Source organism: Virgibacillus salarius, assembly GCF_039521925.1.
GTDB lineage: Bacteria > Bacillota > Bacilli > Bacillales > Amphibacillaceae > Virgibacillus > Virgibacillus salarius.
Genome location: NZ_BAAACY010000148.1, coordinates 38,373 through 62,689 on the forward strand (window position 1 = coordinate 38,373; position 24,317 = coordinate 62,689).

General features: G+C 35.9%; 21 protein-coding genes. 18 read left to right on the top strand and 3 right to left on the bottom strand.

The genetic code is table 11. The annotated features are described in order from the left end of the window. Window positions 1–214: 214 nt before the first annotated feature. Window positions 215–1,432: a sporulation integral membrane protein YlbJ gene (gene ylbJ / locus ABDZ84_RS18315; RefSeq protein ID WP_281949111.1), complete on the bottom strand. Its 1,218-nt coding sequence runs from the start codon at window positions 1,430–1,432 to the stop codon at window positions 215–217. Between the two features lie 196 nt (window positions 1,433–1,628). On the opposite strand from ylbJ, the gene ABDZ84_RS18320 reads away from it, so the two are divergent. Then, a complete protein-coding gene (locus ABDZ84_RS18320) occupies window positions 1,629–2,639 on the top strand; it encodes a SepM family pheromone-processing serine protease (protein ID WP_026680789.1) in 1,011 nt (336 codons plus the stop codon). 53 nt (window positions 2,640–2,692) lie between these two features. Here ABDZ84_RS18320 and ABDZ84_RS18325 read toward each other — a convergent pair whose 3' ends face one another. Further along, the gene (locus tag ABDZ84_RS18325; protein WP_026680790.1) at window positions 2,693–3,907 is read right to left on the bottom strand and encodes a nucleotidyltransferase; all 1,215 of its coding nucleotides are present in this window, start codon (window positions 3,905–3,907) and stop codon (window positions 2,693–2,695) included. A 349-nt stretch (window positions 3,908–4,256) separates the two neighbouring features. Between ABDZ84_RS18325 and ABDZ84_RS18330 the strand changes: the two genes are divergently transcribed. The 3 genes from ABDZ84_RS18330 to ABDZ84_RS18340 all read left to right on the top strand — a co-directional run bounded on the left by ABDZ84_RS18330 (window position 4,257) and on the right by ABDZ84_RS18340 (window position 5,764). After that, on the top strand, window positions 4,257–4,787 hold the full coding sequence (locus ABDZ84_RS18330) for a YceD family protein (RefSeq protein ID WP_026680791.1): 531 nt from the start codon (window positions 4,257–4,259) through the stop codon (window positions 4,785–4,787). A gap of 47 nt (window positions 4,788–4,834) precedes the next feature. Beyond that, a complete protein-coding gene (rpmF, locus tag ABDZ84_RS18335) occupies window positions 4,835–5,008 on the top strand; it encodes a 50S ribosomal protein L32 (protein WP_026680792.1) in 174 nt (57 codons plus the stop codon). 270 nt (window positions 5,009–5,278) lie between these two features. Next, on the top strand, window positions 5,279–5,764 hold the full coding sequence (locus ABDZ84_RS18340) for an RsfA family transcriptional regulator (RefSeq protein ID WP_026680793.1): 486 nt from the start codon (window positions 5,279–5,281) through the stop codon (window positions 5,762–5,764). 254 nt (window positions 5,765–6,018) lie between these two features. Here the strand turns inward: ABDZ84_RS18340 and ABDZ84_RS18345 are convergent, their stop codons facing one another. After that, on the bottom strand, window positions 6,019–6,501 hold the full coding sequence (locus tag ABDZ84_RS18345) for an N-acetyltransferase (RefSeq protein ID WP_026680794.1): 483 nt from the start codon (window positions 6,499–6,501) through the stop codon (window positions 6,019–6,021). A gap of 153 nt (window positions 6,502–6,654) precedes the next feature. Between ABDZ84_RS18345 and ABDZ84_RS18350 the strand changes: the two genes are divergently transcribed. The 14 genes from ABDZ84_RS18350 to ftsA all read left to right on the top strand — a co-directional run bounded on the left by ABDZ84_RS18350 (window position 6,655) and on the right by ftsA (window position 24,213). Further along, a complete protein-coding gene (locus ABDZ84_RS18350) occupies window positions 6,655–7,035 on the top strand; it encodes a DUF3397 domain-containing protein (protein ID WP_026680795.1) in 381 nt (126 codons plus the stop codon). Between the two features lie 89 nt (window positions 7,036–7,124). Beyond that, window positions 7,125–8,744, top strand: a complete 1,620-nt coding sequence (gene bshC / locus ABDZ84_RS18355; RefSeq protein ID WP_026680796.1) for a bacillithiol biosynthesis cysteine-adding enzyme BshC — start codon at window positions 7,125–7,127, stop codon at window positions 8,742–8,744. 196 nt (window positions 8,745–8,940) lie between these two features. Next, window positions 8,941–9,372, top strand: a complete 432-nt coding sequence (mraZ, locus tag ABDZ84_RS18360; protein WP_026680797.1) for a division/cell wall cluster transcriptional repressor MraZ — start codon at window positions 8,941–8,943, stop codon at window positions 9,370–9,372. A gap of 59 nt (window positions 9,373–9,431) precedes the next feature. Then, window positions 9,432–10,409 carry a 16S rRNA (cytosine(1402)-N(4))-methyltransferase RsmH gene (gene rsmH, locus ABDZ84_RS18365; RefSeq protein ID WP_026680798.1) on the top strand — a complete coding sequence of 326 codons (978 nt, stop codon included), beginning with the start codon at window positions 9,432–9,434 and terminating at the stop codon, window positions 10,407–10,409. Next, window positions 10,409–10,783 (top strand): cell division protein FtsL, encoded by a 375-nt coding sequence (gene ftsL / locus ABDZ84_RS18370; protein WP_026680799.1) that lies wholly within the window; start codon window positions 10,409–10,411, stop codon window positions 10,781–10,783. The genes rsmH and ftsL overlap by 1 nt, the downstream gene beginning before the upstream one ends. 19 nt (window positions 10,784–10,802) lie before the next feature. Continuing rightward, window positions 10,803–13,019 (top strand): penicillin-binding protein, encoded by a 2,217-nt coding sequence (locus tag ABDZ84_RS18375; protein WP_026680800.1) that lies wholly within the window; start codon window positions 10,803–10,805, stop codon window positions 13,017–13,019. A gap of 100 nt (window positions 13,020–13,119) precedes the next feature. Next, on the top strand, window positions 13,120–15,051 hold the full coding sequence (locus tag ABDZ84_RS18380; protein ID WP_026680801.1) for a stage V sporulation protein D: 1,932 nt from the start codon (window positions 13,120–13,122) through the stop codon (window positions 15,049–15,051). 126 nt (window positions 15,052–15,177) lie between these two features. After that, entirely contained in the window at window positions 15,178–16,644 is a 1,467-nt protein-coding gene (locus tag ABDZ84_RS18385; protein WP_026680802.1) for a UDP-N-acetylmuramoyl-L-alanyl-D-glutamate--2,6-diaminopimelate ligase, read from the top strand. Between the two features lie 5 nt (window positions 16,645–16,649). After that, window positions 16,650–18,011 (top strand): UDP-N-acetylmuramoyl-tripeptide--D-alanyl-D-alanine ligase, encoded by a 1,362-nt coding sequence (locus ABDZ84_RS18390; RefSeq protein WP_246484574.1) that lies wholly within the window; start codon window positions 16,650–16,652, stop codon window positions 18,009–18,011. Between the two features lie 30 nt (window positions 18,012–18,041). Continuing rightward, complete coding sequence (gene mraY, locus ABDZ84_RS18395; RefSeq protein ID WP_026680804.1) at window positions 18,042–19,028, top strand: phospho-N-acetylmuramoyl-pentapeptide-transferase; 987 nt, start codon at window positions 18,042–18,044, stop codon at window positions 19,026–19,028. Then, the gene (gene murD, locus ABDZ84_RS18400; protein ID WP_343782543.1) at window positions 19,025–20,374 is read left to right on the top strand and encodes a UDP-N-acetylmuramoyl-L-alanine--D-glutamate ligase; all 1,350 of its coding nucleotides are present in this window, start codon (window positions 19,025–19,027) and stop codon (window positions 20,372–20,374) included. Before mraY ends, murD begins: the two co-directional genes overlap by 4 nt. 126 nt (window positions 20,375–20,500) lie before the next feature. Continuing rightward, window positions 20,501–21,613: a stage V sporulation protein E gene (spoVE, locus tag ABDZ84_RS18405; protein ID WP_026680806.1), complete on the top strand. Its 1,113-nt coding sequence runs from the start codon at window positions 20,501–20,503 to the stop codon at window positions 21,611–21,613. A 178-nt stretch (window positions 21,614–21,791) separates the two neighbouring features. Next, the gene (locus tag ABDZ84_RS18410; RefSeq protein ID WP_343782546.1) at window positions 21,792–22,631 is read left to right on the top strand and encodes a cell division protein FtsQ/DivIB; all 840 of its coding nucleotides are present in this window, start codon (window positions 21,792–21,794) and stop codon (window positions 22,629–22,631) included. A gap of 301 nt (window positions 22,632–22,932) precedes the next feature. Next, window positions 22,933–24,213: a cell division protein FtsA gene (gene ftsA, locus ABDZ84_RS18415; RefSeq protein ID WP_121605054.1), complete on the top strand. Its 1,281-nt coding sequence runs from the start codon at window positions 22,933–22,935 to the stop codon at window positions 24,211–24,213. Window positions 24,214–24,317: the final 104 nt, after the last annotated feature.

The following is a 24,317-nucleotide window of genomic DNA, read 5'->3' on the forward strand; positions in this document are numbered from 1 at the left end:
CAGCCTTCTTTTTATAGTCTAGGAAATTATAAAATTTGCCCATCTGGATAATTATGGGCGTGTTAAGCTGCGTTCAGCTCCCATCGCCCATCGCCCATGAATCTCCCTAATCTAAGTCATCATCGGTGTGAATCCTCTATCTTCGTTGACTCGCTCCAGTCGCTGCGTTTCTAATCGAGCGCTTGCACTTTTATTTATACAGCTAACCATCGCTTTATTTTGCAGCATTTAGTCGAATAGCAATTATAATAATAGAAATTCCTAGGGAAATGATGGTAATGATTGGACCATATGTTATTATTTTCTCCAATACCATATTCCAAATATTTTCATGAACGCCTTGCGATACAGCGATATGATCGGAATCAAATGCTTGTTTATTCAAATATAACGGTTTATAAAGGACGATAGTAAGGATGGCCGCAATCATTCCATGAAGAATTCTAGCAAAAAAATAAGGCGCAAAACGAATATCTGTTTTTGCAAGTATGCTCGCAACTTGTGCTTGAACCGACAAACCATTAAAACCTAAAATAAAACTTACTAAGATAGCTTTTGTTAGAAGCGTATCACTTGTTATTCCTGAAATACTCTGCGCACCAATTGTTATCTCGAAAAGTCCAGATAATAGAGGTAAACCAAATTCGGGAGACATAGAAAATAATTGTAAAATATGTTGGAAAAATACAGATATGAATGTGGATATACCAGTTAAAAAGAATAACTTTGTAAGCACAGAGAATAAAATGATAAATCCACCAACCATTACTAGTGTTTTAACAGAATGAAGGACAGCATCTCCGAGAATTTCTCCTAATGGTCGATTGTCCATTAATCTTGTTTCATGCATATCTTTAAATGCTTTAACGATTGATACTCTCCCACGAACTTCCCTTCTCATTATATCTTGTTTTTCTTTGTTTTTTCCATAGAATCGCATACAAATACCAACAAATGCATTACTAATATAATGACAAGCAGCTAGTAATATTCCTAGTTTTGTATCGTGGAAAAAACCAACAGATACTGCTGCAAAAATAAATAATGGGCTGGAGGCATTAGTAAATGAAACTAATCTTTCAGCTTCAATTTGTGTTAATTGTTTTTCTTCTCTTAGTCTACTTGCGATTTTGGCGCCAGTAGGATAACCACTTGCCATCCCCATAATCCATCCAAAGCTTCCAACACCTGGAATGTTAAATAAAGGGCGCATGATTGGTTCAAATAGTACGCCAATAAATTTCACGACACCAAAACTGATTAGTAGTTCAGCAGTTATAAAAAAAGGTAATAGTGATGGGAATACCACTTCCCACCAAATACTTAAGCCACGGATACTGGCTTCAAATGTTTGATCTGAAAATTGTATTAGTGAAAATGCAATAAATGCCGTTGTCCCAGAAAGAAGGATTGTTTTAACTATTTGTGACAATGTTGCGCCTCCTAATTGTTAGCCTTGCTCTGTACTTATTCGTATGATAGTAGTAGAATTGGAATATCATTAGGAGAAAGCGCGTTCTCCTAATGCGATGTACAAGTCTATATAAATATACGCACATACCTAGCGAATTTATGCCATACACTTTTAAAACAGATGGTGTTAGTGGAACATAGTGGAGGGTAAAGAAATGACAAAAAAATACTTGGCTAGCTTACTTCTAATGATAGTTGCTGTTTATTTTTTAGCGGCATATCAGCTTCCATTTTATATTTATAAGCCTGGTGGTGCAGATGCGCTCAATCCAATTGTTGAAGTAGAAGAAGGTTATGAAAGTAAGGGAGATATGCATCTTGTTACAGTTAGTGGCGGACAAGCTACACCAGTACAATACATATTGGCAAAGGTGCTACCTCATCATCAAATAGTTCCTATTGAAGAAGTTTTCCCCGATGGTATAACAGATGATGAGTATATGCATGCTCAATTGCAAATGATGGAAAATTCACAAGAAGCATCGACTGTAGTTGCATATAAAGCTGCACATCAAGATATATCAATCGATTACAATGGCGTATACGTTGTTTCAATTGTTGAAAATATGCCTGCTGATGGGAAATTACAAATGGGAGATCGAATTATTGGAATTGATGGAGAGGAGATTAAAGAAGCGAATGATTTAATTCATTACGTAGAAGAAAAAAAGGCTAACGAAACAATTACTGTAGATTTCGTTCGTGACGAAAAAGAGATGTCTGTAAAGATTACACTCGAATCATTAGCTGATTTAGGTAATAAGCCTGGAATAGGTATTCGATTAGTAACTGATCGTGCGGTTTCAGTAAACCCTCAAGTACATTTTTCTAGCGGGAAGATAGGTGGTCCTAGTGCAGGACTCATGTTCTCTTTGGAAATTTATGATCAATTAACGGAAGAGGATTTGACGAAGGGTTATGAAATCGCAGGTACGGGCGAAATAGACTATGACGGTAACGTACATCGAATCGGGGGAATCGATAAAAAAGTGGTTGCTGCTGATAAAGAAGGTGCGGATATCTTTTTTGCTCCAAACGAGGCAGGTAATGGTGAGACAAATTATGAAATCGCACGTAAAAAGGCAGCGGAAATAGAAACAGATATGAAAATAGTCCCTGTTGATACATTTGAAGATGCGCTTGATTATTTACAGCAGTTGAAGTAAATAAAAAACAAGACCTAGATTTTTTAGAGGATAGGTCTTGTTTTTTAATGCTATTATAATATTTTAATCGGTGGTTGGATTTCTTGATTACGTAGAGCTAATTTTACATCTGGAGCAAGAATACTATAATAGGCATCACTTGCTCTTTCTTCCATTTCTAACATCGGATGCATGGTACGACCCAACTTCTGAATAAGAGGAACATCTATTTTCTTCTTCTGTTGATGAATATAAGCTTGCCCCGTTTTATTAAATCCAAGTACACGAACGTAAGCCATCTTGGATGGATTACATAAGATGTCGATTTCTTTCTTTTTGGTATTCGTCAATATATGTACGAACATACGTTGTAATCGTGTCCATGTGTAACGCTTTGTTTTTAGCGTCTGCATCCATTCTCCAAATGAATGAACACTCCTAGCAGCTTTTTTTAATCGATGTTCAAGCCCTTCATCTACACCTTGAATCATAGAAAGTTCCTGTAGCGACATAGTTGTTACACGATAGTGTAGAAATGGAAAATAATTTTCCCAAACATGCCAAGTTCCAGCGCGTTGATTATAATTTTCTAATTCCATTTTTGTTGTATCAGGAATAGAGTTGCTAATTTCATGTGTGATCGTGTTTCTTTCTGTTAGAGTTTTTCGTATACTGGTTGCACTGGCAATTGATCCTGAAATTGTTTCATCATGGTAACCACTTTGGGAGCGTTGGACAGTTAATGGTCTAATCGGGAGATTATGATCCATAATGGTTTTTACATAACTAAACCCTAGAATATTATTTGGTTTGGTTAAATCCATTTCATCAGTAGATAAGCTAATATGACGGTATGCTGCTTTACTAGCTTCTGGAAAAGATATTCCGGAATTTAACTGGTCTCTAAGAACGTTTTGATAGTCTTGTTGATTTGTTTTTAATCTGTGATAACTGTTTATAAAATTGTCAATATTGCCTGATTCACTACCAAAGCATAAGCTAGATACACCTAATTCGCTTAAGGTTAAAACTGCTCCCTTAGCAAATAAATCACTGCTTTGCACAGCGAATGAATATGGTAACTCAACTACTAAATCAATTCCCTTGCTTAGGGCCGCTCTTGCACGATAAAATTTATCCATAATTGCTGGTTCTCCTCTTTGTAGGAAGGACCCACTCATCACGGCTATCATACATTCTGCCTGACTTATTTTTCGAGCTTCCTGTATATGATATACATGCCCGTTATGAAATGGATTATATTCAACTACTAGCCCACATGCTTCCATTTTCATCATCTCCTAGTTCAAATAAAGTTTCACTTTATTACCGGTAACCTGGGCAGTAAATCTAGATGAAAAAGTAATAACACGTAGAGGAAATTGCCCGTAGAAGCCCGATTGGTTCAACTAACATTCAGAAGTAGTACACTTTTGAATAAAGTGTCACTTTATTGTATCAAAAAATAGATTATTTCGCATTTGGTCTACTGTTATGATGACTAGTGATAGGAGTGATCGGGAACACTCTATATAAAGGATATAGCTAATCAATTAGTTTTGTATTCTGTAAAGAAAATATGTTGACAAAAGTCTTTTTTTCTTTTAAAATTACTCTTGTTGCCTTGAGGTGATTATATTGAAATTTGCATTAGCTCAATTAAAGAAAAGTGCTTATAATGAACCATTCACTTTTGATGAAAAAGTAAATGTTTCTGAACTGGAGACAATGAATAACGATATTCGTCAAATTGAACCAGTTCGTGTTCATGGACAGTGTTTTTTTCAAGGAGACCAAATCATTTTTTCATTGGAGATTAGTGGAGAGATGATACTTCCTTGTGCGCGAACACTAGTAGATGTCCCGTATCCGTTTGATATTCATGCAGATGAAGTATTTACTACTGCACCATACGTTACTGAAGATGAAGCGGAAGAAGAAATACATCCGATTGATGGGGAAGTACTTGACTTAACCCCGCTTATAAAGGAAAATATTCTATTAGAGGTTCCGTATCGAGTATTTTCAGATGAAACAAATGACCAAATGAAGTCCCCTACAGAAGGGAAAGGTTGGGAGTTTATTTCAGAAGAAAAAAAAGAAAAGACGATAGATAAGCGTTTTAAGAAATTGGAATCATTGTTGAAAGATGACGAGAAGAAAGACTAACATCATTCTACTCGGTTTTCTTATCTTCTATGAAGGAGGTGTAAGTCATGGCAGTACCTAAAAGAAGAACTTCTAAAAAAGTTAAAAATCAACGTCGTACTCATAAAAAATTACACGTACCTGGCATGGTAGAATGTTCAAATTGTGGTGAATTAACAAAACCACATTATGTTTGTAAATCATGCGGACATTATGACGGGAAAGAAGTAGTAAGTAACTAATAAAGTATAATCATAGCTTACAAACAGATCACAAATTGTGATCTGTTTTTTATATAATCAACAGGTAGTTATGGAATCTATGGTTGTCTATTTTCACTCCAAGTTAGCTGGAACCTGTTATATAGGAAAGGATTTCACTAGATAAGCGCACCCTCTATTTTTACTTTTATTTGTACAATAATTAAAAAAACTGTTAAAAATACATAATACTTTATTCTATCACTCCTATTTTTTGCATACATTGATAGCAAATGTATAAGGAGGGATGTTATGAATGCAACTCGACAAGATGCATGGACTAAAGATGAGGATGTGTTGTTAGCAGAAACGGTCCTGCGCTATATACGAGATGGAAAAACACAATTAGAAGCTTTTAAAGAGGTAGCTAAAAAATTATCAAGAACTTCAGCTGCATGTGGATTTCGTTGGAATGCGACAATTCGTAAACAATATCAGGATGCAATTCAAACAGCGAAAGAGGAACGAAAGCTTGGCAATAGAAAGGATATATGGAGCTTTACTGAGCCTAAAATTCAAGAAAGAGATACGATAGAAACTGCGATTCTGCTATTAGAAAAGATGAGATCCAATTTTTCAACACAAAAAACAGAAGATATCAAGAATGATAAAGAATATGCGGAGCATTTAGAGAAGGAAAATGCGCATCTAAAAGAGAAACTTACGCGATATGAAAATGCTTGGGAAGAAATGGGTAAATTATGGAGTTGGGTAAAAACGGATTCACAGGATAAGTAATAAAAACAGATAACTCATTGCGCTTGATTTGTCTAGCGCATAAGTAGATAATTTAAAGCCTTTTTTATGTTTTATATAATGTAAACAAAAGCCAAATTCAGATAAAGTGAAACTTCAATCAGTGGGGGTTTTTGTTTATCCCGCACTTACCATATTGGTTTTACTTTATTGCTTGAAGTGGGGGTATTAATGCCAGTTATATGCGAGATAAAAAGACATGAATGCAATTTTACATTCATGTCTTTAGCTTCAATTTAATTTGAACTTTCTTGCTCTTTTACCCCTTCAGGCATCCATATTAAAGGATTTTCGCCTAAGTCTCTTTCCATTTCATAATGCGCTTTTTGGAATCCCATTTTTTCCCAAAAGCCGTGGGAGTTAATACGAGGATTCGTTTTAATAGGTAATTGATAACTTTTAGCGAAATTAACAAGTACTTTACCATACCCTTTTCCCTGATATTCAGGTAAAACTTCTAACTTCCAGAGTGTTAGATAGTCTTGAGGTGGTTCGAAATAAAAGTCGTATTTTTTCTTTACTTTATAAAGGCTCATTCTGGCGATTAAACTATCCCCAACATAAATCCCGTAGAATGGCGAGTCATTTTGATTTTCGATCATATTATTTTCTAGGTCTTCCAGCATTGATAATTCTTGATTGCCATATTCCTTGAAATGTTTAAATTTTTCAAGTGTTTTGTAATTGATCATGAGTTTTTCCACTTTCACGGATTCCATAAAAGTTCCCCCTCTATATCGTTGCTGTCATTTACTTTGTTACAATTATTTTGGATTTTCTATATATTTATTATAATATAAAAGGAACAATATGAAAATAAAAGAATTATTTAGCGTTTTTAACGATGAACAGTTCGGAGGAAATGGTAATAAATGATTAATGTACTTAGCTATTTCATTGCATTGTTAGTAACAGTTCCACTATTTGCTACTGGGATATTGTATTACATTGCTCGTTCTTCAGGTATACACCCCTTAAAGGCTTTACATGTTGCAGTTCATTGGACAACAATATTTTACATCCTATCTGTATGTGTAATAGGGTCAATTATTTTTAATTTCAATGTTATTGGCATTATAATTACATTTTTGCTTGTACTCATCACTACCATTATTGTTTTACAGTGGCGTATGCAAACGGAGGTTAATTTTGCGAGGGCTTTTAAAATTATGTTACGGATTTCATTTTTGATTTTCGGTTTTTTATATGCCTTACTTGTTTTACTAGGAGTTATTCAGCGAATTTTTTTCTAACTGTACCTTGCAAAACAGATCGCATGAAATTTACGCTCTTTTTATGTACAATACAAAAAGGACATTACATATAAAGGAGCATGGGATCTATGCGGATTGACCCGATCGTTTTGAAGAAACGGAATAAATTAATACAGGATTATAGAAATAACGACGAGCAAATTCAATCTTTTTTTGATTATGCTCCATTTGGCAGTTTTGATAAAAGATATGATGAACTAATGGAACGTTCTTTTCAACGAGAAAGTTTATGTGAGGTATTGCATGAATTGAACCAAGGCTGGAACGCTCCTCCATCTACATTGGAAAATATAGAACGGTTAGTAGCGGATGACAGTGTGGTTGTAATTGGGGGACAACAAGCAGGATTAATGACGGGTCCAATGTATACGATAAATAAGATTATTTCAATTATACAGTTTGCTAGGGAACAAGAAAAAATTCTCGGTGTTCCAGTTATTCCTATTTTTTGGATCGCCGGAGAAGACCATGATTTTGATGAAGTAAATCATATTTACCTTCCTCAACAACAGCATTTACAAAAATATAAGGTGCAACATAAGGTTTGGGACAAAATTTCATTATCTGATTTGCAGATTAATAAAGAGCAAAGTGCAATTTGGTTACAGCAGTTATTTAAAGATCTAAAAGAAACAAACTATACAAAAGAATTATATGAGCAAATGAAGCATTGCTTGAATGATTCTGCTAGCTATGTTGATTTTTTTGCACAAATAATTTTTGCCCTTTTTCCAAATGAAGGTGTCGTACTCATTGACTCGGGTGATGATCGCGTACGTGAACTGGAAAAAGAGTACTTTGTGCAAATGATTAAACAACAGCCCGAGATCAGTAAGGGTGTACATGCAACGATTAAGGAATTGAATGAATTAAATTATTCTCTATCTCTTGATGTGGAAGAATCGGATGGTCACTTGTTTTTTCACAGAAATGGAGAGCGAATTTTATTACGCCGTATGGAAAATGGTGACTGGCAAGGGAAACAAAATGAGGTAGTGCTTACTACTGACGAGCTAGTATACATTGCTAATCAAAACCCAAATCTATTAAGTAACAACGTAGTTACTCGTCCATTAATGCAAGAGTTTTTATTTCCTAGCTTGGCATTTATCGGAGGACCAGGAGAAATAGGTTATTGGGCTTCTTTAAAATCTGCCTTTCATTCGGTTCAGTTAAAGATGCCACCTGTCTTACCAAGGCTATCTTTAACGATTGTAGAACGTCATATAGAGAAAACAATGCACAAGTTTCAAATTTCAGCTGAAGACGCAATAAATCATGGCACTGTTCACCTTAAAGAACATTGGTTCGCTCAGAAGAATCAGCCAGCTATTGAAGAAATTGCTGAACAAGTAAAAAAAGATGTTGAAAGGGCGCATTTGCCTTTGAGGGAAGTTGCGATTGATATGCGAAGCGATTTAGGTGATTTAGCTAATAAGAATCTGCAATTTTTAAAAGCAGATGTATCCTTTTTGGAGAGTAAGTTAATAAATGCACTACGATCAAAACATGAGGAAGAATTAAAAGCATTTGATTTGATGAATATAGTATTACATCCAGAAAATGGTTTACAAGAGCGTGTTTGGAATGTATTACCTTGGATTAATAAGTATGGTTTAGGCTTTATAAGTGAATTAATGAATCATTCCTATCAATTTACAACTGATCATTATATTATTTATGTATAAAAAGGCAATTATTCTCCCACTAATTACCACCATCGTATAAAAAAGCTGTCATATATTGATATGACAGCTTTTTCCGTTGTTATTACCGTTAGCTTTTAGCTGTATAAACAGCTTTTTTTTTATGTTTTTTTAAATATGAGTGGTGAATAGTGGGGGAATGTGGTAATATTGGATATACAAAGGTGGGGTGGACTATATGTTCATGGGTGAATTCCAACATAACATTGATACTAAAGGAAGAATGATTGTTCCATCTAAGTTTCGTGAGGGGCTTGGGGAAAGCTTTGTTGTGACCCGTGGACTAGATAAATGTTTATTTGCTTATCCAATGGACGAATGGAAACTATTGGAGGAAAAGTTAAAAAAACTCCCACTTACTAAGAAGGACGCCAGAGCATTCACGCGATTTTTCTTTTCTGGTGCAATTGAATGCGAAGTTGATAAACAGGGAAGAATAAATATTCCGCAGAATTTACGCAGTTACGCTGCATTGGAAAAGGAATGTGTCGTGATTGGTGTTTCAAATCGCATTGAAATCTGGGCGAATGAGAATTGGGAAGAGTACGTGACAGACTCAGAAGAATCCTTTGCAGAAATTGCAGAGAACCTAATGGACTTCGATATCTAATCAACTAGAGAGGACATTTGACATCATGAAGGCGGCAAACGATAGAAATGGGTGTTTCAATGTTTGAACATTATAGTGTTTTAAGAACAGAGACAATTGAAGGAATGGAGATCAAGCCAACTGGTACGTATGTTGATTGTACAGTAGGGGGTGGAGGGCATTCTGAGCAAATTGCCTCAAGATTAAGCGAAAACGGATTACTAATAGCTTTTGATCAAGATTTAGATGCATTACAGGCTGCAAAAGAACGATTAGCGGAATATAAAGATCGAATATTATTTGTTCATTCTAATTTTAGCAGGCTAGAAGAAGCTCTAGAAGAGCATCAAATTGACCAAGTAGATGGGATTTTATTCGATTTAGGTGTATCTTCTCCTCAATTGGACAGGGGAGAAAGAGGCTTTAGCTATCAGCATGATGCAATACTTGATATGAGAATGGATCAAACAAAAGATCTGAACGCTTATGAGATCGTAAATAACTGGTCGTATAATGATTTGGTGAAAATTTTCTTTAAATATGGTGAAGAAAAATTCGCCAAACAAATTGCCAGAAAAATAGAAGCCTATCGGAAAACTAAAACGATAGACACGACACATGAATTAGTGGGAATTATTAAAGAAGGTATTCCTGCACCCGCTAGACGTAAAGGGGGACATCCTGCTAAAAGGATATTTCAAGCCTTACGAATTGCGGTAAATGATGAGTTAGGTGTGTTTAACGATGCCTTACATCAAGCTGCAAGAGTTGTAGGCATTAGTGGAAGAATTGCAGTAATTACCTTCCATTCATTAGAGGATAGACTTTGTAAACAAGCTTTTAAAAAATGGAGTACACCAAAGGCTACACCAAGAAACTTGCCTATTTTACCGGAAGCTAATGAAGCACCTTTTCGGCTAGTTAACCGAAAACCGATTATTGCTAATGAGCATGAGTTGGAGGTTAACCGAAGATCACGATCTGCTAAGCTGCGTATTATTGAAAAAATATCTGATTGGAAACCACATTTTAGGTATGAAGAAGGGTGGAGAAAATAATGAGTGTAAATCATGCTAGATCATGGGAACAAATTAGACCGCAGCAGACACCGAAGAAGGAGCAATCCATACCTGTTAAAGTGCAGAAGCAGGGTTGGATTACAAAAGGAGAAAAATTAATTTATTCCATAATTGGGGTATGTATAATTGTAGCAGGATTGTATATGGTTTCTTTTTCTTCATCAACGGATACGGTTAATCGAGAATTACAACAATTAGAAAGCAAAGTCAAGTTACAACAAGCTGTTAATGATCAACTTAGCTATGAGTTGAAAGAGTTGAGTAGGCCGGAAAGAATTATAAATATAGCTGAAAAGAATGGTCTAAAAATTCAAGATACCAAAGTGAAACAAGCTCAGAAAATGAATAATTAGAATCAAGGGGAACATGGTTATGAGGAAAAATAAAGCGACTCACTTCATGGCAGGCATTTTTATAATCCTTTTCGTAGGTGCATTTCTTACATTGTCAGGACGGTTTCTCTACATTCAAGCCACAAAGGAAATAAACGGAGTATCATTGGAGGAATGGGCAGATAAACAACGAACATCATCTTATACATTACCCGCAGAAAGAGGAAAAATATACGATAGTAATGGAATGACGCTGGCTTATGATCGACCTACATATAGATTATACGCCATTGTAGATGAATCCTATTCCGAAGATTTAGAGGAGCCAAAGCATGTAAAAGATCCGGAGAAAACTGCGGAATTGCTGGCTCCTTTATTAGATATGAAAGAAAGTGAAGTGCTTGAACAGTTAAATGCTGGCATCGAAAAAAATAAATTTCAGGTTGAGTTTGGAAATAACGGTAAAGAATTATCTCAGCAGAAAAAGGATGAAATTGCAGCTTTAGATTTGCCTGGAATTAATTTCAAGGAAGAAGCAATTCGCTATTATCCAAATGGAATGTTTGCTTCACAAATTATTGGGTTTGCAAGAGAAAAAGAAGTTAAGAAGAAAGACAAAACTGGTACGAAACAAGAAATCAAAGGTATAGCTGGCATTGAACATGAAATGAATGATTTATTAAGCGGTAAAGATGGGCGCATATCTTATCAGCGTGATCAATATAATAAAAAGCTCTTGCATCCAGAAGAAGTTGTTACTGAACCCGAGGATGGAGATGATGTTTATTTAACGATCGAACAGAAAATTCAAACCTTACTGGAGGATACACTTACACAGGCAGATGAAAAGTATGAGCCTGAGCGCATTTCTGCTGTTGTAATGAATCCTAAAACGGGTGAAATTGTGGCGATGGGTAATCGACCAAGCTATAATCCGAATGATCCAAAAGTAGAAAATTGGTTTAATGACGTTGTTTCTACACCGTTTGAACCGGGTTCAACGGTTAAAATGTTTACTTGGGCAGCAGCGATAGAAGAGAATGTATATAATGGTAGTGAACCTTATATGTCAGGTAGCTACCAACCCAATGAGCAAATAAAGCCTGTGCGTGACCATAATGGAGGTAACGGTTGGGGGAAAATCTCATTTGATAAGGGATTCCAACGATCATCCAATGTAGCAGCTTCTAAGCTTGTATGGGAAAAAATTGGTACCGACAAATATCTAGAATACTTAAAGGCCTTTCAATTTGATAAAAAAACGGAAATTGATTTACCCAATGAGGTAGCTGGTGAAATTTTATATAATTGGCCGCGTGAGAAGTTAAGTACTTCTTTCGGTCAAGGTAGTACGCTAACACCAATTCAACAAATGAAAGCTGCAACAGCTATTGCAAATGATGGAAAAATGCTACAGCCTTATGTGATCAAAAAAATTGTTGACGCTAATTCTGGAGAAATAATCGAAGAGAAGTCACCAAATGTAGTTGGCAAACCAATTTCTAAAGCGACAGCTGAACAAGTTTTAGAGCTTTTGAAATCTGTTGTAAATGGAGAAGATGGGACGGGTAAAAAGTATAAACTGGATGATTATACAGTTGGAGGTAAAACAGGGACAGCGCAGATTCCTAATCCTGAAGGAGGATATTTATCTGGTAAAGAAAATCATGTTTTTTCCTTCTTAGGCATGGCACCCATCGATGATCCGGAGTTAATGATGTATGTATCTGTTAAGCAGCCCAAGTTAGAGCCAACGGAATCAGGTTCGACACCAGTATCTTTTATTTTTAAAAATGTAATGGAGAATGGGCTTCACTATTTGAATATTAATCCTGATAAAGAGAAGACCAACAAGGTTAAACAAGTAAGCATCCCTACCTTAGTAGGAAAAGATGCTAGTAAAATGGAGAAAGAGCTTAAAAAGCATGGGTTGAAAGTTACGGTAGCTGGTCAAGGGGAAATTGTAGCTAGTAATGTCAGAGAAGGTGAAAAAGTGTTACCAAATGATCATGTTTTATTAATAACTGAAAAACCAAAGATGCCTAACATCGTGGGCTGGTCGCTACGTGATGCATTACAGTTAGCAAATCTATTGGAATTGAAAACAGAGACCTTTGGTAATGGCTATGTTGTTACTCAGAATATAAAGGAAGGTACACCTGTAAAGCCTAAAGACTATTTAGGTATTGAATTAGTACCTCCGAATCAAGAAAAGCAGGAAAACACTTCATCAGATCAAGAAGATACAGGGGAATAACACAAGTAATATAATTTTGTGGCGATGAGAAACAGTGTTCTAATCCAATTTTATTGTTCATATAGTGGATACAAGCATGTCTATAAAAAGGAGATGTAGTATGAAACGTGTATCTGCTGTGACGACAAAAAAACGGATAGTCGCTGTTTTTCTTATTGGTTTATTAATATTTACAGTTATTGATATTCGTTTAGGGTATGTGCAATTTGTAATAGGCGATAAATTAATGGGACAAGCCAATGAATTATGGACAAGGGATATTGAATTTGAACCTGAAAGAGGAAATATATTGGACAGTAATGGTGAAGTACTTGCTGAAAATGTAACGGCTCCATCCGTTGTAGTTGTACCGAGGCAAGTTGATAAGCCTGAGGAAACGGCAAAGAATTTGTCCAATATTCTAGACATTTCATATGATAAGGCTTATGAATATGTTACACGAAATGCATCGAGTGTGAACATACATCCAGATGGCAGGAAAATAGATGAAAAACAAGAAACCGCTATTCGAACATTGAATATGGATGGTGTCTATTTATCTAAAGATTCTAAGCGACATTATCCATACGGAGATGACCTTTCCCACGTGCTCGGATTTGCAGGCATTGATAATCAAGGATTAATGGGTCTTGAGTTATTTTATGATGATAAATTAAGTGGAGATAAAGGCAGTCTCTCCTTTTACTCAGATGCGAAAGGTAGACGTCTAGATAGATTAGCAGATGAATACAGCCCTCCCAAGGATGGACTAGACCTCAAAACAACTATTAACACAAAAGTACAAACTATTATGGAGCGTGAACTTGATCTAGCTGAGTCCAAATATCATCCAGATGGTGCAGTTGCGATTGCCGTAAATCCTAAAACTGGGGGAATTCTTGGTATGACGTCACGTCCAAACTTTCATCCCGAGAATTATCAAGAAGTAGACTCCGATGTGTTTGATCGAAATCTGCCGATCTGGAGTACGTATGAACCAGGTTCTACATTCAAAATTATTACATTAGCTGCTGCTCTTGAGGAAAAAGTCGTAGATTTAGAAAATGATCACTTTCACGATGATGGTGACATCTCTGTTGGAGGAACCGAATTACATTGTTGGAAGAGCGGTGGTCATGGGCATCAAAGTTATTTGGAAGTTGTCCAGAATTCTTGTAACCCTGGCTTTGTAAGCCTTGGTCAAATGTTAGGAAAGGAGAAGCTATTTTCATATATCAATAGTTTTGGATTCGGTAAAAAGACAGGAATTGACTTGCAGGGAGAAGGGAATGGAATTCTGTTTAAACCAGAAAATGTAGGACCAGTTGAATTGGCTACTACAGCTTTTGGACAAGGTGTATCTGTTACTCCAATTCAGCAAGTAATGGCGGTAGCAGCTGCAGTTAATGGTGGCTATTTATACGAACCATATATTGCAGAAGAGTGGATTGATCCTAAAACAAAAAAGACAACCGAAAAAGTGGAACCTACCATGAAAAAGAAAGTTATTTCCGAATCGACTTCCAAGGAGATACGTCACGCTTTAGAAAGTGTTGTTGCACAAGGAACAGGACGACCTGCATATGTTGATGGCTATCGAGTTGGCGGGAAAACAGGTACAGCACAAAAAGTTGGACCAGATGGTAGATATATGGAAAATAACTATGTGGTATCCTTTATTGGTTTTGCTCCAGCAGATGATCCTGAAATCGTTGTGTATGTAGCTGTTGATAATCCGAAAGATACGGTCCAGTTTGGTGGTGTGGTAGCAGCACCAATTGTTGGTACAATTATTGGTGATAGCCTAAGGGCAATGGAAGTCGAACCTCGTAAGGGTGGACTGGACAAAGAATATCAGTGGCCAGAAGAACCGAAAGTAGAAGTTCCTGACTTAGTGGGACTAGATAAAGAAGAATTAACGGAATACATGACAAACCTATCCATCGAAACTAGTGGAAAGGGTGATTATATTATTGATCAAGCACCTAGTCCTGGAACAAAAGTAGAGCAAGGATCAAAAATCCGCATTTATTTATCGGAAAATAATCGTTAAACAGGGATAAATTTGCTATAATGATTTAGGTGGAAAAAGAATAAAAGAGGGTGCTGTCACCCTCTTAAAAATTGTAATCTACGAGAATACATATGTGGGACATTATTTTAGATTGGGATGTTAAACATGAAATTAATTGATTTGTTAGGATGTATACCTTTTTATGAAACAAATGATGATATAGCTCATATAGAGGTAACTGGTATTGAAATGGATTCGCGAAAAGTAGAATCCGGTAATCTTTTTGTCTGCATCAAAGGCTTTACAGTTGATGGACATGACTACGTAGAGCAGGCGGTTCAAAATGGAGCCAGTGCCGTTATTGTCGATCAAGAAGTACATTCAAGCGTACCAATAATTAAAGTCGCTAATACAAGCAGAGCATTATCGATGCTTGGTGTGAAATATTATAATAACCCTACTGTTAAGCTACCTTTAATCGGTATCACTGGAACAAATGGTAAGACTACGGTGACGTATCTGCTTGAAACGATATTTAATGAATATAAGAAAAAGACAGGTGTTATTGGAACAATTCATATGAAAATAGGAAATGAAACATATCCGGTTGCCAATACGACTCCAGATGCGTTACTACTTCAGAAGTCGTTCAAAAAGATGCTAGATCAAGATGTAGACCAAGCAATTATGGAAGTTTCTTCGCATGCGCTTGTGCAGGGAAGGGTTTATGGTTGTGATTATGATATAGCGGTTTTTACAAATCTATCTCAGGATCACTTAGATTATCATAAAGATATTGATGACTATCTAAGAGCCAAGAGCCTCTTGTTTGCGCAGCTAGGCAATAGTTATAGCGGTGAAGATAAATATGCCGTAATTAATGAAGATGATGCGTCAAGTACACTATTAAAAGAAAGTACAGCTCAACATGTGATTACGTACGGAATCGAAAATTCTGCTCAAGTAATGGCAAGTAATATTAAACTTGGTGCAGCAGGTACAACTTTCCAATTAACGACACCTGTTGGAGAGTTAACAATCCAAAGCAAGCTTATTGGTATGTTTAATGTATATAATATGTTGGCGGCCAGTGCTGCAGCAATTGTGAGTGATATTCCGATTGCCCACATTAAAACGGCTTTAGAAAAAATGGAGGGTGTAAATGGTCGATTTGAACCTGTGAATGAAGGGCAATCCTTTGCAGTTATTGTTGACTATGCACATACACCGGATTCATTAGATAATGTTTTACAGACGGTGAAAGAATTTGCAGAAAATCGTGTGTTTGTAGTAGTAGGCTGTGGTGGTGATCGTGATCGTACGAAGCGGCCACTTATGGCGGAAATTGCATTAAAATATGCAGATCATGCTATTTTCACATCTGATAATCCGAGAACGGAGGATCCCCAAGAAATTTTGGATGATATGACAAATGGTTTGCATGCTAACGAAGATTATCAAGTTATCGTAGATCGAAGATTGGCAATACAGTATGCTGTAGAACATGCTAAAGCTGGTGATGTTATTCTAATAGCAGGTAAAGGGCATGAAACATATCAACAAATCGGCAATGTTAAATATGATTTTGATGATCGAGAAATAGCTCGCCAAGCTATTTTAGCTAAGGAGTAGAGATTATGTTTAGTTTAAATTGGCTTTCGGGATTTTTTCCAGACTTTACGGGGGATATCCACGGAAAATCAATAGAACATGTTCATACAGACAGTAGGCAGCAAAAGCCAAATTCCTTGTTTATTCCGATTATTGGGGAGAACTTTGATGGTCATGCTTATGTGGAACAGGCAATTCATAATGGAGCAATTGCTGTATTTTGGGATCAGGCGAAGGCTCTACCACAGCAGGTTCCCGATGACCTTCCGATTTTCTTTGTTGACAATACGATTACTGCCTTACAGGAAATGGCTTTTCATTATCGGAAAAAGATTGATCCAATCGTAGTAGGTATTACAGGTTCAAATGGTAAGACTTCTACGAAAGATATCGTGGCAGCTATGTTGAAAGCTGTATATCGAACACATTATACAGATGGAAATTATAATAACCATATCGGATTACCATTAACTATTTTATCTATGCCGATTGATACGGAAGCATTGGTTTTAGAAATGGGAATGAGCAACTTTGGAGAAATTGAACAATTATCCGAAATTGCAAGGCCAGATTATGCCATAATTACCAATATTGGCGAATCACATATTGAATATTTAGGTTCACGCGAAGGTATTGCCAAAGCTAAACTTGAGATCACTTCCGGACTAAAGTCAGATGGTTATTTAATTATCGATGGTGATGAGGAATTGCTTTATCATATGCATAAAAAAGCTAATGTTCGTACATGTGGATTTAATCATACGAACGATAAACGAATCATATCGGTCGAGTTAAAACATGCACAGACACTTTTTCAGCTAGGTAAAGATGAGGAATATAGCATACCTTTTTTAGGAGAGCATCATGCTAAAAATGCAACATTTGCAATAGCACTTGGAGAATTGTTAAATATTAGCGGCGCATTAATACAGCAATCATTTTTGCAAATGGAAAAGACAGGAATGCGATTTGAATGGCTAACAGGTAATAATGGTGTAGCCATTATTAATGATGCCTATAATGCTTCTGCGACATCGATGAAGGCTGCAATAAAAGTTGTAAAACAATTACATGATTTTAAGGATAAAGTACTAGTACTAGGTGATATACTAGAATTAGGAAATCATTCAGAAATGTTACATCGGTCTGTAGCTGAAGTTATATCAGAACCTGTGACAGAAGTTTTCACATTTGGCGAGGATGCTAAATACATTACTAAAGCAATGAAAGAAAAACATTCTCTAATTCCCTCAACGCATTTTAGGGATAAACAAGCGCTCATTGAGGCACTTCAACCTTATTTGAATAAAGACACTGTAATTTTGTTTAAAGCATCTAGAGGATTGAAATTTGAATTAATGATAAAAGAAGTTAGTTATTTACAATAGATGGACGGTTTCTAACAAGGAGGAGAAACAATGAATATATTCGTATTAGTCATAACGATTGCTATAGCATTTTTAATCACCGTCCTTATGTCTCCTATTATTATTCCATTTTTAAGACGATTAAAGTTTGGACAAAGCATAAGAGAAGAAGGGCCAAAATCACATAAAAAGAAGACAGGTACGCCTACAATGGGTGGATTAATGATTGTTCTAAGTGTTATAATCACATCAATAATTATGGCCTTGAAAACAAATTCAGATGGCATTGGCTATGAACTTTGGTTACTCATTTTTGTGTTAGTAGGGTACGGATTATTAGGATTCTTAGATGATTTTATTAAAGTCGCAATGAAGAGGAACCTTGGTTTGACTTCAAAACAAAAGATGTTTGGTCAGCTGATTATTGCACTTGTTGTATATTTTATATTGAGAGATCAAGGCTTTCCGACCTACATTTCAATTCCAGGTACATCTATTCAATGGGAATTGGGCTGGGGTTATGCACTTTTAATTATTTTTATGCTTGTTGGTGCTTCTAACGCCGTAAATCTTACAGATGGCTTGGATGGATTACTTGCAGGTACCGCTGCTATTGCATTTGGTGCATTCGGAATTCTAGCTTGGTATGGAATTCCACAAAATGAAGTCACTATTTTTTCATTAGCTGTAGTTGGTGCACTGCTTGGTTTCCTTGTATTTAATGCACATCCTGCTAAGGTATTTATGGGTGACACAGGCTCATTAGCGTTAGGTGGAGCCATCGCTGCTATTGCCATTTTAACTAAATTAGAGATTATTTTAGTTATTATCGGTGGAGTTTTTGTTATTGAAACGTTATCTGTCATTATTCAGGTTATATCTTTTAAAACAACTGGAAAAAGGGTGTTTAAAATGAGCCCACTACATCATCATTATGAATTATTAGGTTGGTCTGAATGGCGTGTCGTAACAACCTTCTGGTTAGTAGGCTTAATTTTTGCAGCTTTAGGTATATACATTGAGGTGGGCATAAATTGAGAAAGCTAAATGATTTTCCCTATTCACATGTACTTGTATTAGGTTTAGCTAAGAGTGGTACAGCTGCTGCTGAGGTATTAATGAAAAATGGGAAAAAGGTACGTATAAACGATAAAAAAGCAACTGCTTCAGATGAAGAGGTAATTCGATTAAGGGAGATGGGTGCAGAGATAATTGTTGGTTCCCATCCTCTTTCTGTGTTAAATGATATCGACATAATCGTAAAAAACCCAGGAATTTCCTATGAGAATCCAATTGTTGCCGAGGCTATAAAAAAAGAAATTCCAATTATTACTGAAATAGAAATAGCTGCGCAGTTAACAGATGCAACAATCATTGGTATCACAGGTTCAAATGGTAAAACAACGACAACCACGATGACTGCTCAAATGCTTACACAGAGTGACCAACCTGTTAAGATAGCTGGAAATATTGGAATAGTTGCAACTGAAGTAGCACAAACAATAGATAATAACGAGAATTTAGTTTTAGAACTATCTTCTTTTCAGTTAATGGGGATAGATAAATTCAAGCCTAGGATTGCAGTTTTATTAAATATTTTCGAGGCGCATTTAGATTATCATAAAACACTTGATAATTATAAACAGGCAAAATTTAATATCTTTAAGAATCAAACGGAAGAAGATTTTCTCGTCTATAATGCCAACGATCGTAGCTTGATTGATGCAGTAGAAAACAGCAAAGCTCATAAAGTTCCTTTTTCTGTTAAGGAGCGTTTAGAAGATGGTGCTTGGATGGATGAAACATCGATTTATTTTAGAGATGAAAAGATTATGGATCGATCAAATATCGCCTTAATGGGAGAGCATAATTATGAGAACATACTTGCCTCAATAGCTGCTGCTAAGCTTAGCGGTGCTACGAATCACGGGATTCAAACTGCCCTATCTGCTTTTACAGGGGTAAAGCACCGTTTACAATTTGTCGGAAAACATCTTGGTAGGATGTTTTATAATGATTCAAAGGCAACGAATATTCTGGCAACACAAAAGGCGTTATCAGCTTTTGAAAAACCGGTAATCTTGTTGGCTGGTGGGTTAGATCGAGGGAATGAATTTAGTGAACTAATCCCTTACTTAGAACATGTTAAAGCGATGGTGTTATTTGGAGAAACTGCAGAAAAATTGAAGGCAGTTGGCGAACATGCAGGCGTTCCCCAGATAAAATTAACAGATAATGTGGAAACAGCGGTACAAACTGCTTTTGATTTTTCAGAAGAAGGTGACACCATTCTGCTTTCTCCAGCTTGTGCAAGTTGGGACCAATATGCGACGTTTGAAGAAAGAGGAGACATGTTTATACAAGCCGTGCATACGATAGTATAGGGGCTTGTTTAAAGAACTTGTTCAAGAAGTATGTCTCACCTTCTTTTTGAACCGAGTAGAAAAAACATCGTGAAGTAAATAGCTTTAAACAACACCCCGATTTCAATCTAAAGAGGGGTGTTATTTTTGTTCCAGAATAAAGCGAGATCACATACTTCACCCGATTATATCTTATTGGGCGTTATCATAAGTTTGTTACTTATTGGAGTCATTATGGTCTACAGCTCCTCCTATGTTTGGGCAGAATATAAATTTGGTGATGCGTGGTATTATGTAAAAAGACAAGTATTATTTGCTGGCGTCGGCGTAGCAGCAATGCTTTTTGTGATGAAAATTCCCTATAGTACGTGGAAAAAATACGCGAGAGTGATTTTGTTAGCTTGCTTCATACTTTTATTTTTAGTATTAATACCAGGAATTGGAATGGTACGTGGAGGAGCACAAAGCTGGATTGGAATAGGGGCATTCAGTATTCAACCATCGGAATTTATGAAGTTAGGTTTAATTATTTTTCTATCTGCATTTTTAGCAACGAAGCAGAAGTATATTACCTCATTGAAGCAAGGTTTTCTTCCATCCATTATGCTGATATTTACTGCGTTTGGCTTAATTATGCTTCAACCAGATTTAGGTACTGGTATGGTATTAGTATTAACGTGTATGATTTTAGTATTTGCTGCTGGTGCTAGACTATCACATTTTTTTGGACTAGCTCTACTTGGGCTGATAGGCTTTGTAGGTCTGATTGCATCTGCGCCGTATCGTATTAGTAGAATTACTGCATTCTTAAATCCGTGGGAAGACCCACTTGGCGATGGATTCCAAATTATACAATCACTATATGCAATTGGTCCAGGAGGTTTAATGGGGTTAGGATTTGGGAATAGTCTACAGAAGTATTTTTATTTACCTGAACCACAAACTGATTTTATCTTTGCTATTTTAGGAGAAGAGCTTGGCTTTATTGGAGGTACTATCGTTTTATTGCTGTTTCTACTCTTACTATGGCGTGGGATAAAAGTATCCCTGGAGGCACCTGATCTATTCTCTCGTTTCTTAGCACTTGGGATAGTTTCCATGCTTGCGATTCAAGCAATGATAAATATTAGTGTCGTTATTGGTTTAATTCCTGTAACTGGAATTACCTTGCCTTTTTTAAGCTATGGAGGATCATCATTAACATTAATACTATGTTCTGTAGGTATTTTGCTAAATATTAGTAGATATACGAAAATCTAAAATTACTTACTATAAAACCATAGTTTGCAGAGATATTGCAAAGAGCTTAAAAACTTTATTTTCCATCTATGTACACTACAACTTTAAAGGGATAATGTGATATACTTTAAATTAACATAAGGAAATGGTATTTATTTGCCATTTCTATTGTTAATTTATGATAAAGGAAGAAATGGAGATGGCAAAAAAGAAAGTTGTTTCAATAGAAGATAGGATACCGAAATTGAAGCAGGCTAGGAAAAAAAAGGCAAATCGACGGTTAATATTTTATCTTTCTATTTTTTTCTTATTAATTTCTATTATCGTCTATCTGCAATCTTCATTAAGTCATATCCGATATATCGAGGTAGAAGGAAATACCTTTTTATCGGATAAAGAAGTAATAAGCATAAGTAATTTAGCGGAAGATATGAATATATGGACAATTGATAAATCAGCGAGTGTGAAAGCAGTAGAGAATAATCCGATTATTTCATCCGCAAGTGTAGATAGAAAATTACCGTGGACAATCACTATTCAAGTGGAAGAATATGAGCGTGTTGGTTATGTACAAAAGGAAACAAAATATTATCCAATTCTAGGGAACGGTACTGTGCTCAATAGTTTGGAACAGCATACCTTTACTGGAGATGCTCCATTAATATCCAATTTTACCGAAAAAGAATATATACATAGGATGACAGCAGAACTAGAAGAACTTCCCAAAAGTATATTGAAGTTAATTTCTGAGATTCATTGGGCTCCAACGGATGATAATAAAAACAAAATTCGCCTATATATGAATGATGGATTAACGGTTGATGCAACGATTCGGGATTTTGCAGCTAGAATGGAAGTATACCCATCTATTGTTGCTCAATTGGATGCAGACAGTGAAGGAATTGTTCATATTGGAGTAGGAGCCTATTTTGAGTCTTTTAATGAAAAAGAAGAGAGCCAGCAAGATGAAACCACTGAATCTGAAGAATCAGTAGAAGATACTATAAATCAGGAGGCAACATCTGAAAATCGTGAGTAAAAGAATTTAATTTCTTATGAAAGTCATAATTCCAGCTCTCTTTACGAAATAGTTTAATATAAGAGGTATGGTTTCTTTTTCCTAAATAATTAATGATCACATTGTATTAATTGTAAAATCTGCTTAATTTTTTTAAAAAAATTACCGAAAAATAAAAGGAATCCTATATTTTATGTGGAATAACCTATATATATTTTATTTTTAGGAAATGTTTTAAACTATTACATTATTAGGATAATTACAGAATTTGGTATAAGAAGTTTGCTTAGTTGTGCAGCTTCTGAACTGGGGGGTGCCTTACTTGAACAACAGTGAAGTATTAGTAAGTCTTGATATAGGTACATCAAAAATCAAAGTTATAATAGGTGAGGTTTTAAACGATTCATTAAACATCATTGGAGTTGGTTCTGCTAAATCAAATGGCATGAAGAAAGGTGCTATTATAGACATTGATCAGACAGTCCAGTCCATTAGAAATGCTGTTGAACAAGCAGAACGTATGGTAGGCATGCAAATTGATAGTGTTGTAGTCGGCGTGAATGGAAATCACATTCAATTACAACCTTGTCACGGAGTAGTAGCGGTTCAAAGTGAAAACCGTGAGATAAGTGATGATGATATTACGAGAGTGATTGATGGAGCCCAAGTTATGTCCATTCCTCCAGAACGTGAGATTATCGATGTCATACCTAAACAATTTATTGTTGATGGGTTAGACGAGATTAATGATCCACGAGGAATGATTGGCGTACGATTAGAAATGGAAGGTACGATTATCACTTGCTCTAAGACGGTTTTACATAACATCTTAAAATGTGTGGAGCGAGCAAATCTCCAGGTTGCTGATATTTGTCTTCAACCACTTGCAGCTGGTACGACCGCCTTATCAAAGGATGAAAAGAACATGGGTGTCGCATTGATTGATGTTGGTGGTGGTTGCTCAACTGTATCTATTTTTGAAGGTGATCATCTTGTCTCAACAAGTGTCGTTCAATTGGGCGGTGACAATATTACAAAGGATCTGTCGATTGGGTTACGAACGTCTACAGAGGAGGCTGAAGATGTTAAACTAAATTATGGACATGCCTTTTATGATCATGCTTTAGAGGAAGAAGTATTCGATGTTTCCATAATAGGAAGTAATACAAAGCAAACGTATAATCAATTGGAAATCTCAGATATGATAGAAGCTAGAATGGAAGAAATTTTTGCGTTTGCTGAAAGAGAAATTAGAAAGATGGGCTATCATAGATTACCTGGTGGATATGTACTGACTGGAGGTACGATGGCTATGCCGGGTGTTCTGGAGCTTGCGGAGGATATATATCAATCCAATATTCGTATAGCGATTCCAGATTATATAGGTGTCAGAGAACCACAGTTTACTGCGGGGGTTGGAATCTTGCAATTTGCCTACCGTAATGCGAAAATACAAGGAAAAGAATTGTTTCCATCTGTTATCGAACAGAAACAAGAAATACAACCAAAGCGAGTAAAAAAACAGTCAAAATCAAATGAAGCAAAAGAAAATAATAAAAAAGAATCTGGAATAGCTAATTTGTTTAAGTATTTTTTTGATTAGACAATTATTTCCATCGACTTAAAAAGCAGTATTTTTTACTGTATACTTTAAGGTGACCTCTAATTAATTAGCTTCTAGAAACGCTTGTAATTTTGCATATTAGG

What these genes read in the sequence shown, in the direction of transcription:
- ABDZ84_RS18345 (WP_026680794.1), bottom strand. Translation starts at nt 6,501, where the DNA reads ATGGAATCCGTGAAAGTGGAAAAACTCATGATCAATTACAAAACACTT.
- ABDZ84_RS18350 (WP_026680795.1), top strand. Translation starts at nt 6,655, where the DNA reads ATGATTAATGTACTTAGCTATTTCATTGCATTGTTAGTAACAGTTCCA.
- ftsL (WP_026680799.1), top strand. Translation starts at nt 10,409, where the DNA reads ATGAGTGTAAATCATGCTAGATCATGGGAACAAATTAGACCGCAGCAG.
- mraZ (WP_026680797.1), top strand. Translation starts at nt 8,941, where the DNA reads ATGTTCATGGGTGAATTCCAACATAACATTGATACTAAAGGAAGAATG.
- rpmF (WP_026680792.1), top strand. Translation starts at nt 4,835, where the DNA reads ATGGCAGTACCTAAAAGAAGAACTTCTAAAAAAGTTAAAAATCAACGT.
- ABDZ84_RS18340 (WP_026680793.1), top strand. Translation starts at nt 5,279, where the DNA reads ATGAATGCAACTCGACAAGATGCATGGACTAAAGATGAGGATGTGTTG.
- ABDZ84_RS18375 (WP_026680800.1), top strand. Translation starts at nt 10,803, where the DNA reads ATGAGGAAAAATAAAGCGACTCACTTCATGGCAGGCATTTTTATAATC.
- ABDZ84_RS18385 (WP_026680802.1), top strand. Translation starts at nt 15,178, where the DNA reads ATGAAATTAATTGATTTGTTAGGATGTATACCTTTTTATGAAACAAAT.
- ABDZ84_RS18380 (WP_026680801.1), top strand. Translation starts at nt 13,120, where the DNA reads ATGAAACGTGTATCTGCTGTGACGACAAAAAAACGGATAGTCGCTGTT.
- rsmH (WP_026680798.1), top strand. Translation starts at nt 9,432, where the DNA reads ATGTTTGAACATTATAGTGTTTTAAGAACAGAGACAATTGAAGGAATG.
- ABDZ84_RS18410 (WP_343782546.1), top strand. Translation starts at nt 21,792, where the DNA reads ATGGCAAAAAAGAAAGTTGTTTCAATAGAAGATAGGATACCGAAATTG.
- ABDZ84_RS18320 (WP_026680789.1), top strand. Translation starts at nt 1,629, where the DNA reads ATGACAAAAAAATACTTGGCTAGCTTACTTCTAATGATAGTTGCTGTT.
- bshC (WP_026680796.1), top strand. Translation starts at nt 7,125, where the DNA reads ATGCGGATTGACCCGATCGTTTTGAAGAAACGGAATAAATTAATACAG.
- ABDZ84_RS18325 (WP_026680790.1), bottom strand. Translation starts at nt 3,907, where the DNA reads ATGGAAGCATGTGGGCTAGTAGTTGAATATAATCCATTTCATAACGGG.
- mraY (WP_026680804.1), top strand. Translation starts at nt 18,042, where the DNA reads ATGAATATATTCGTATTAGTCATAACGATTGCTATAGCATTTTTAATC.
- ABDZ84_RS18390 (WP_246484574.1), top strand. Translation starts at nt 16,650, where the DNA reads ATGTTTAGTTTAAATTGGCTTTCGGGATTTTTTCCAGACTTTACGGGG.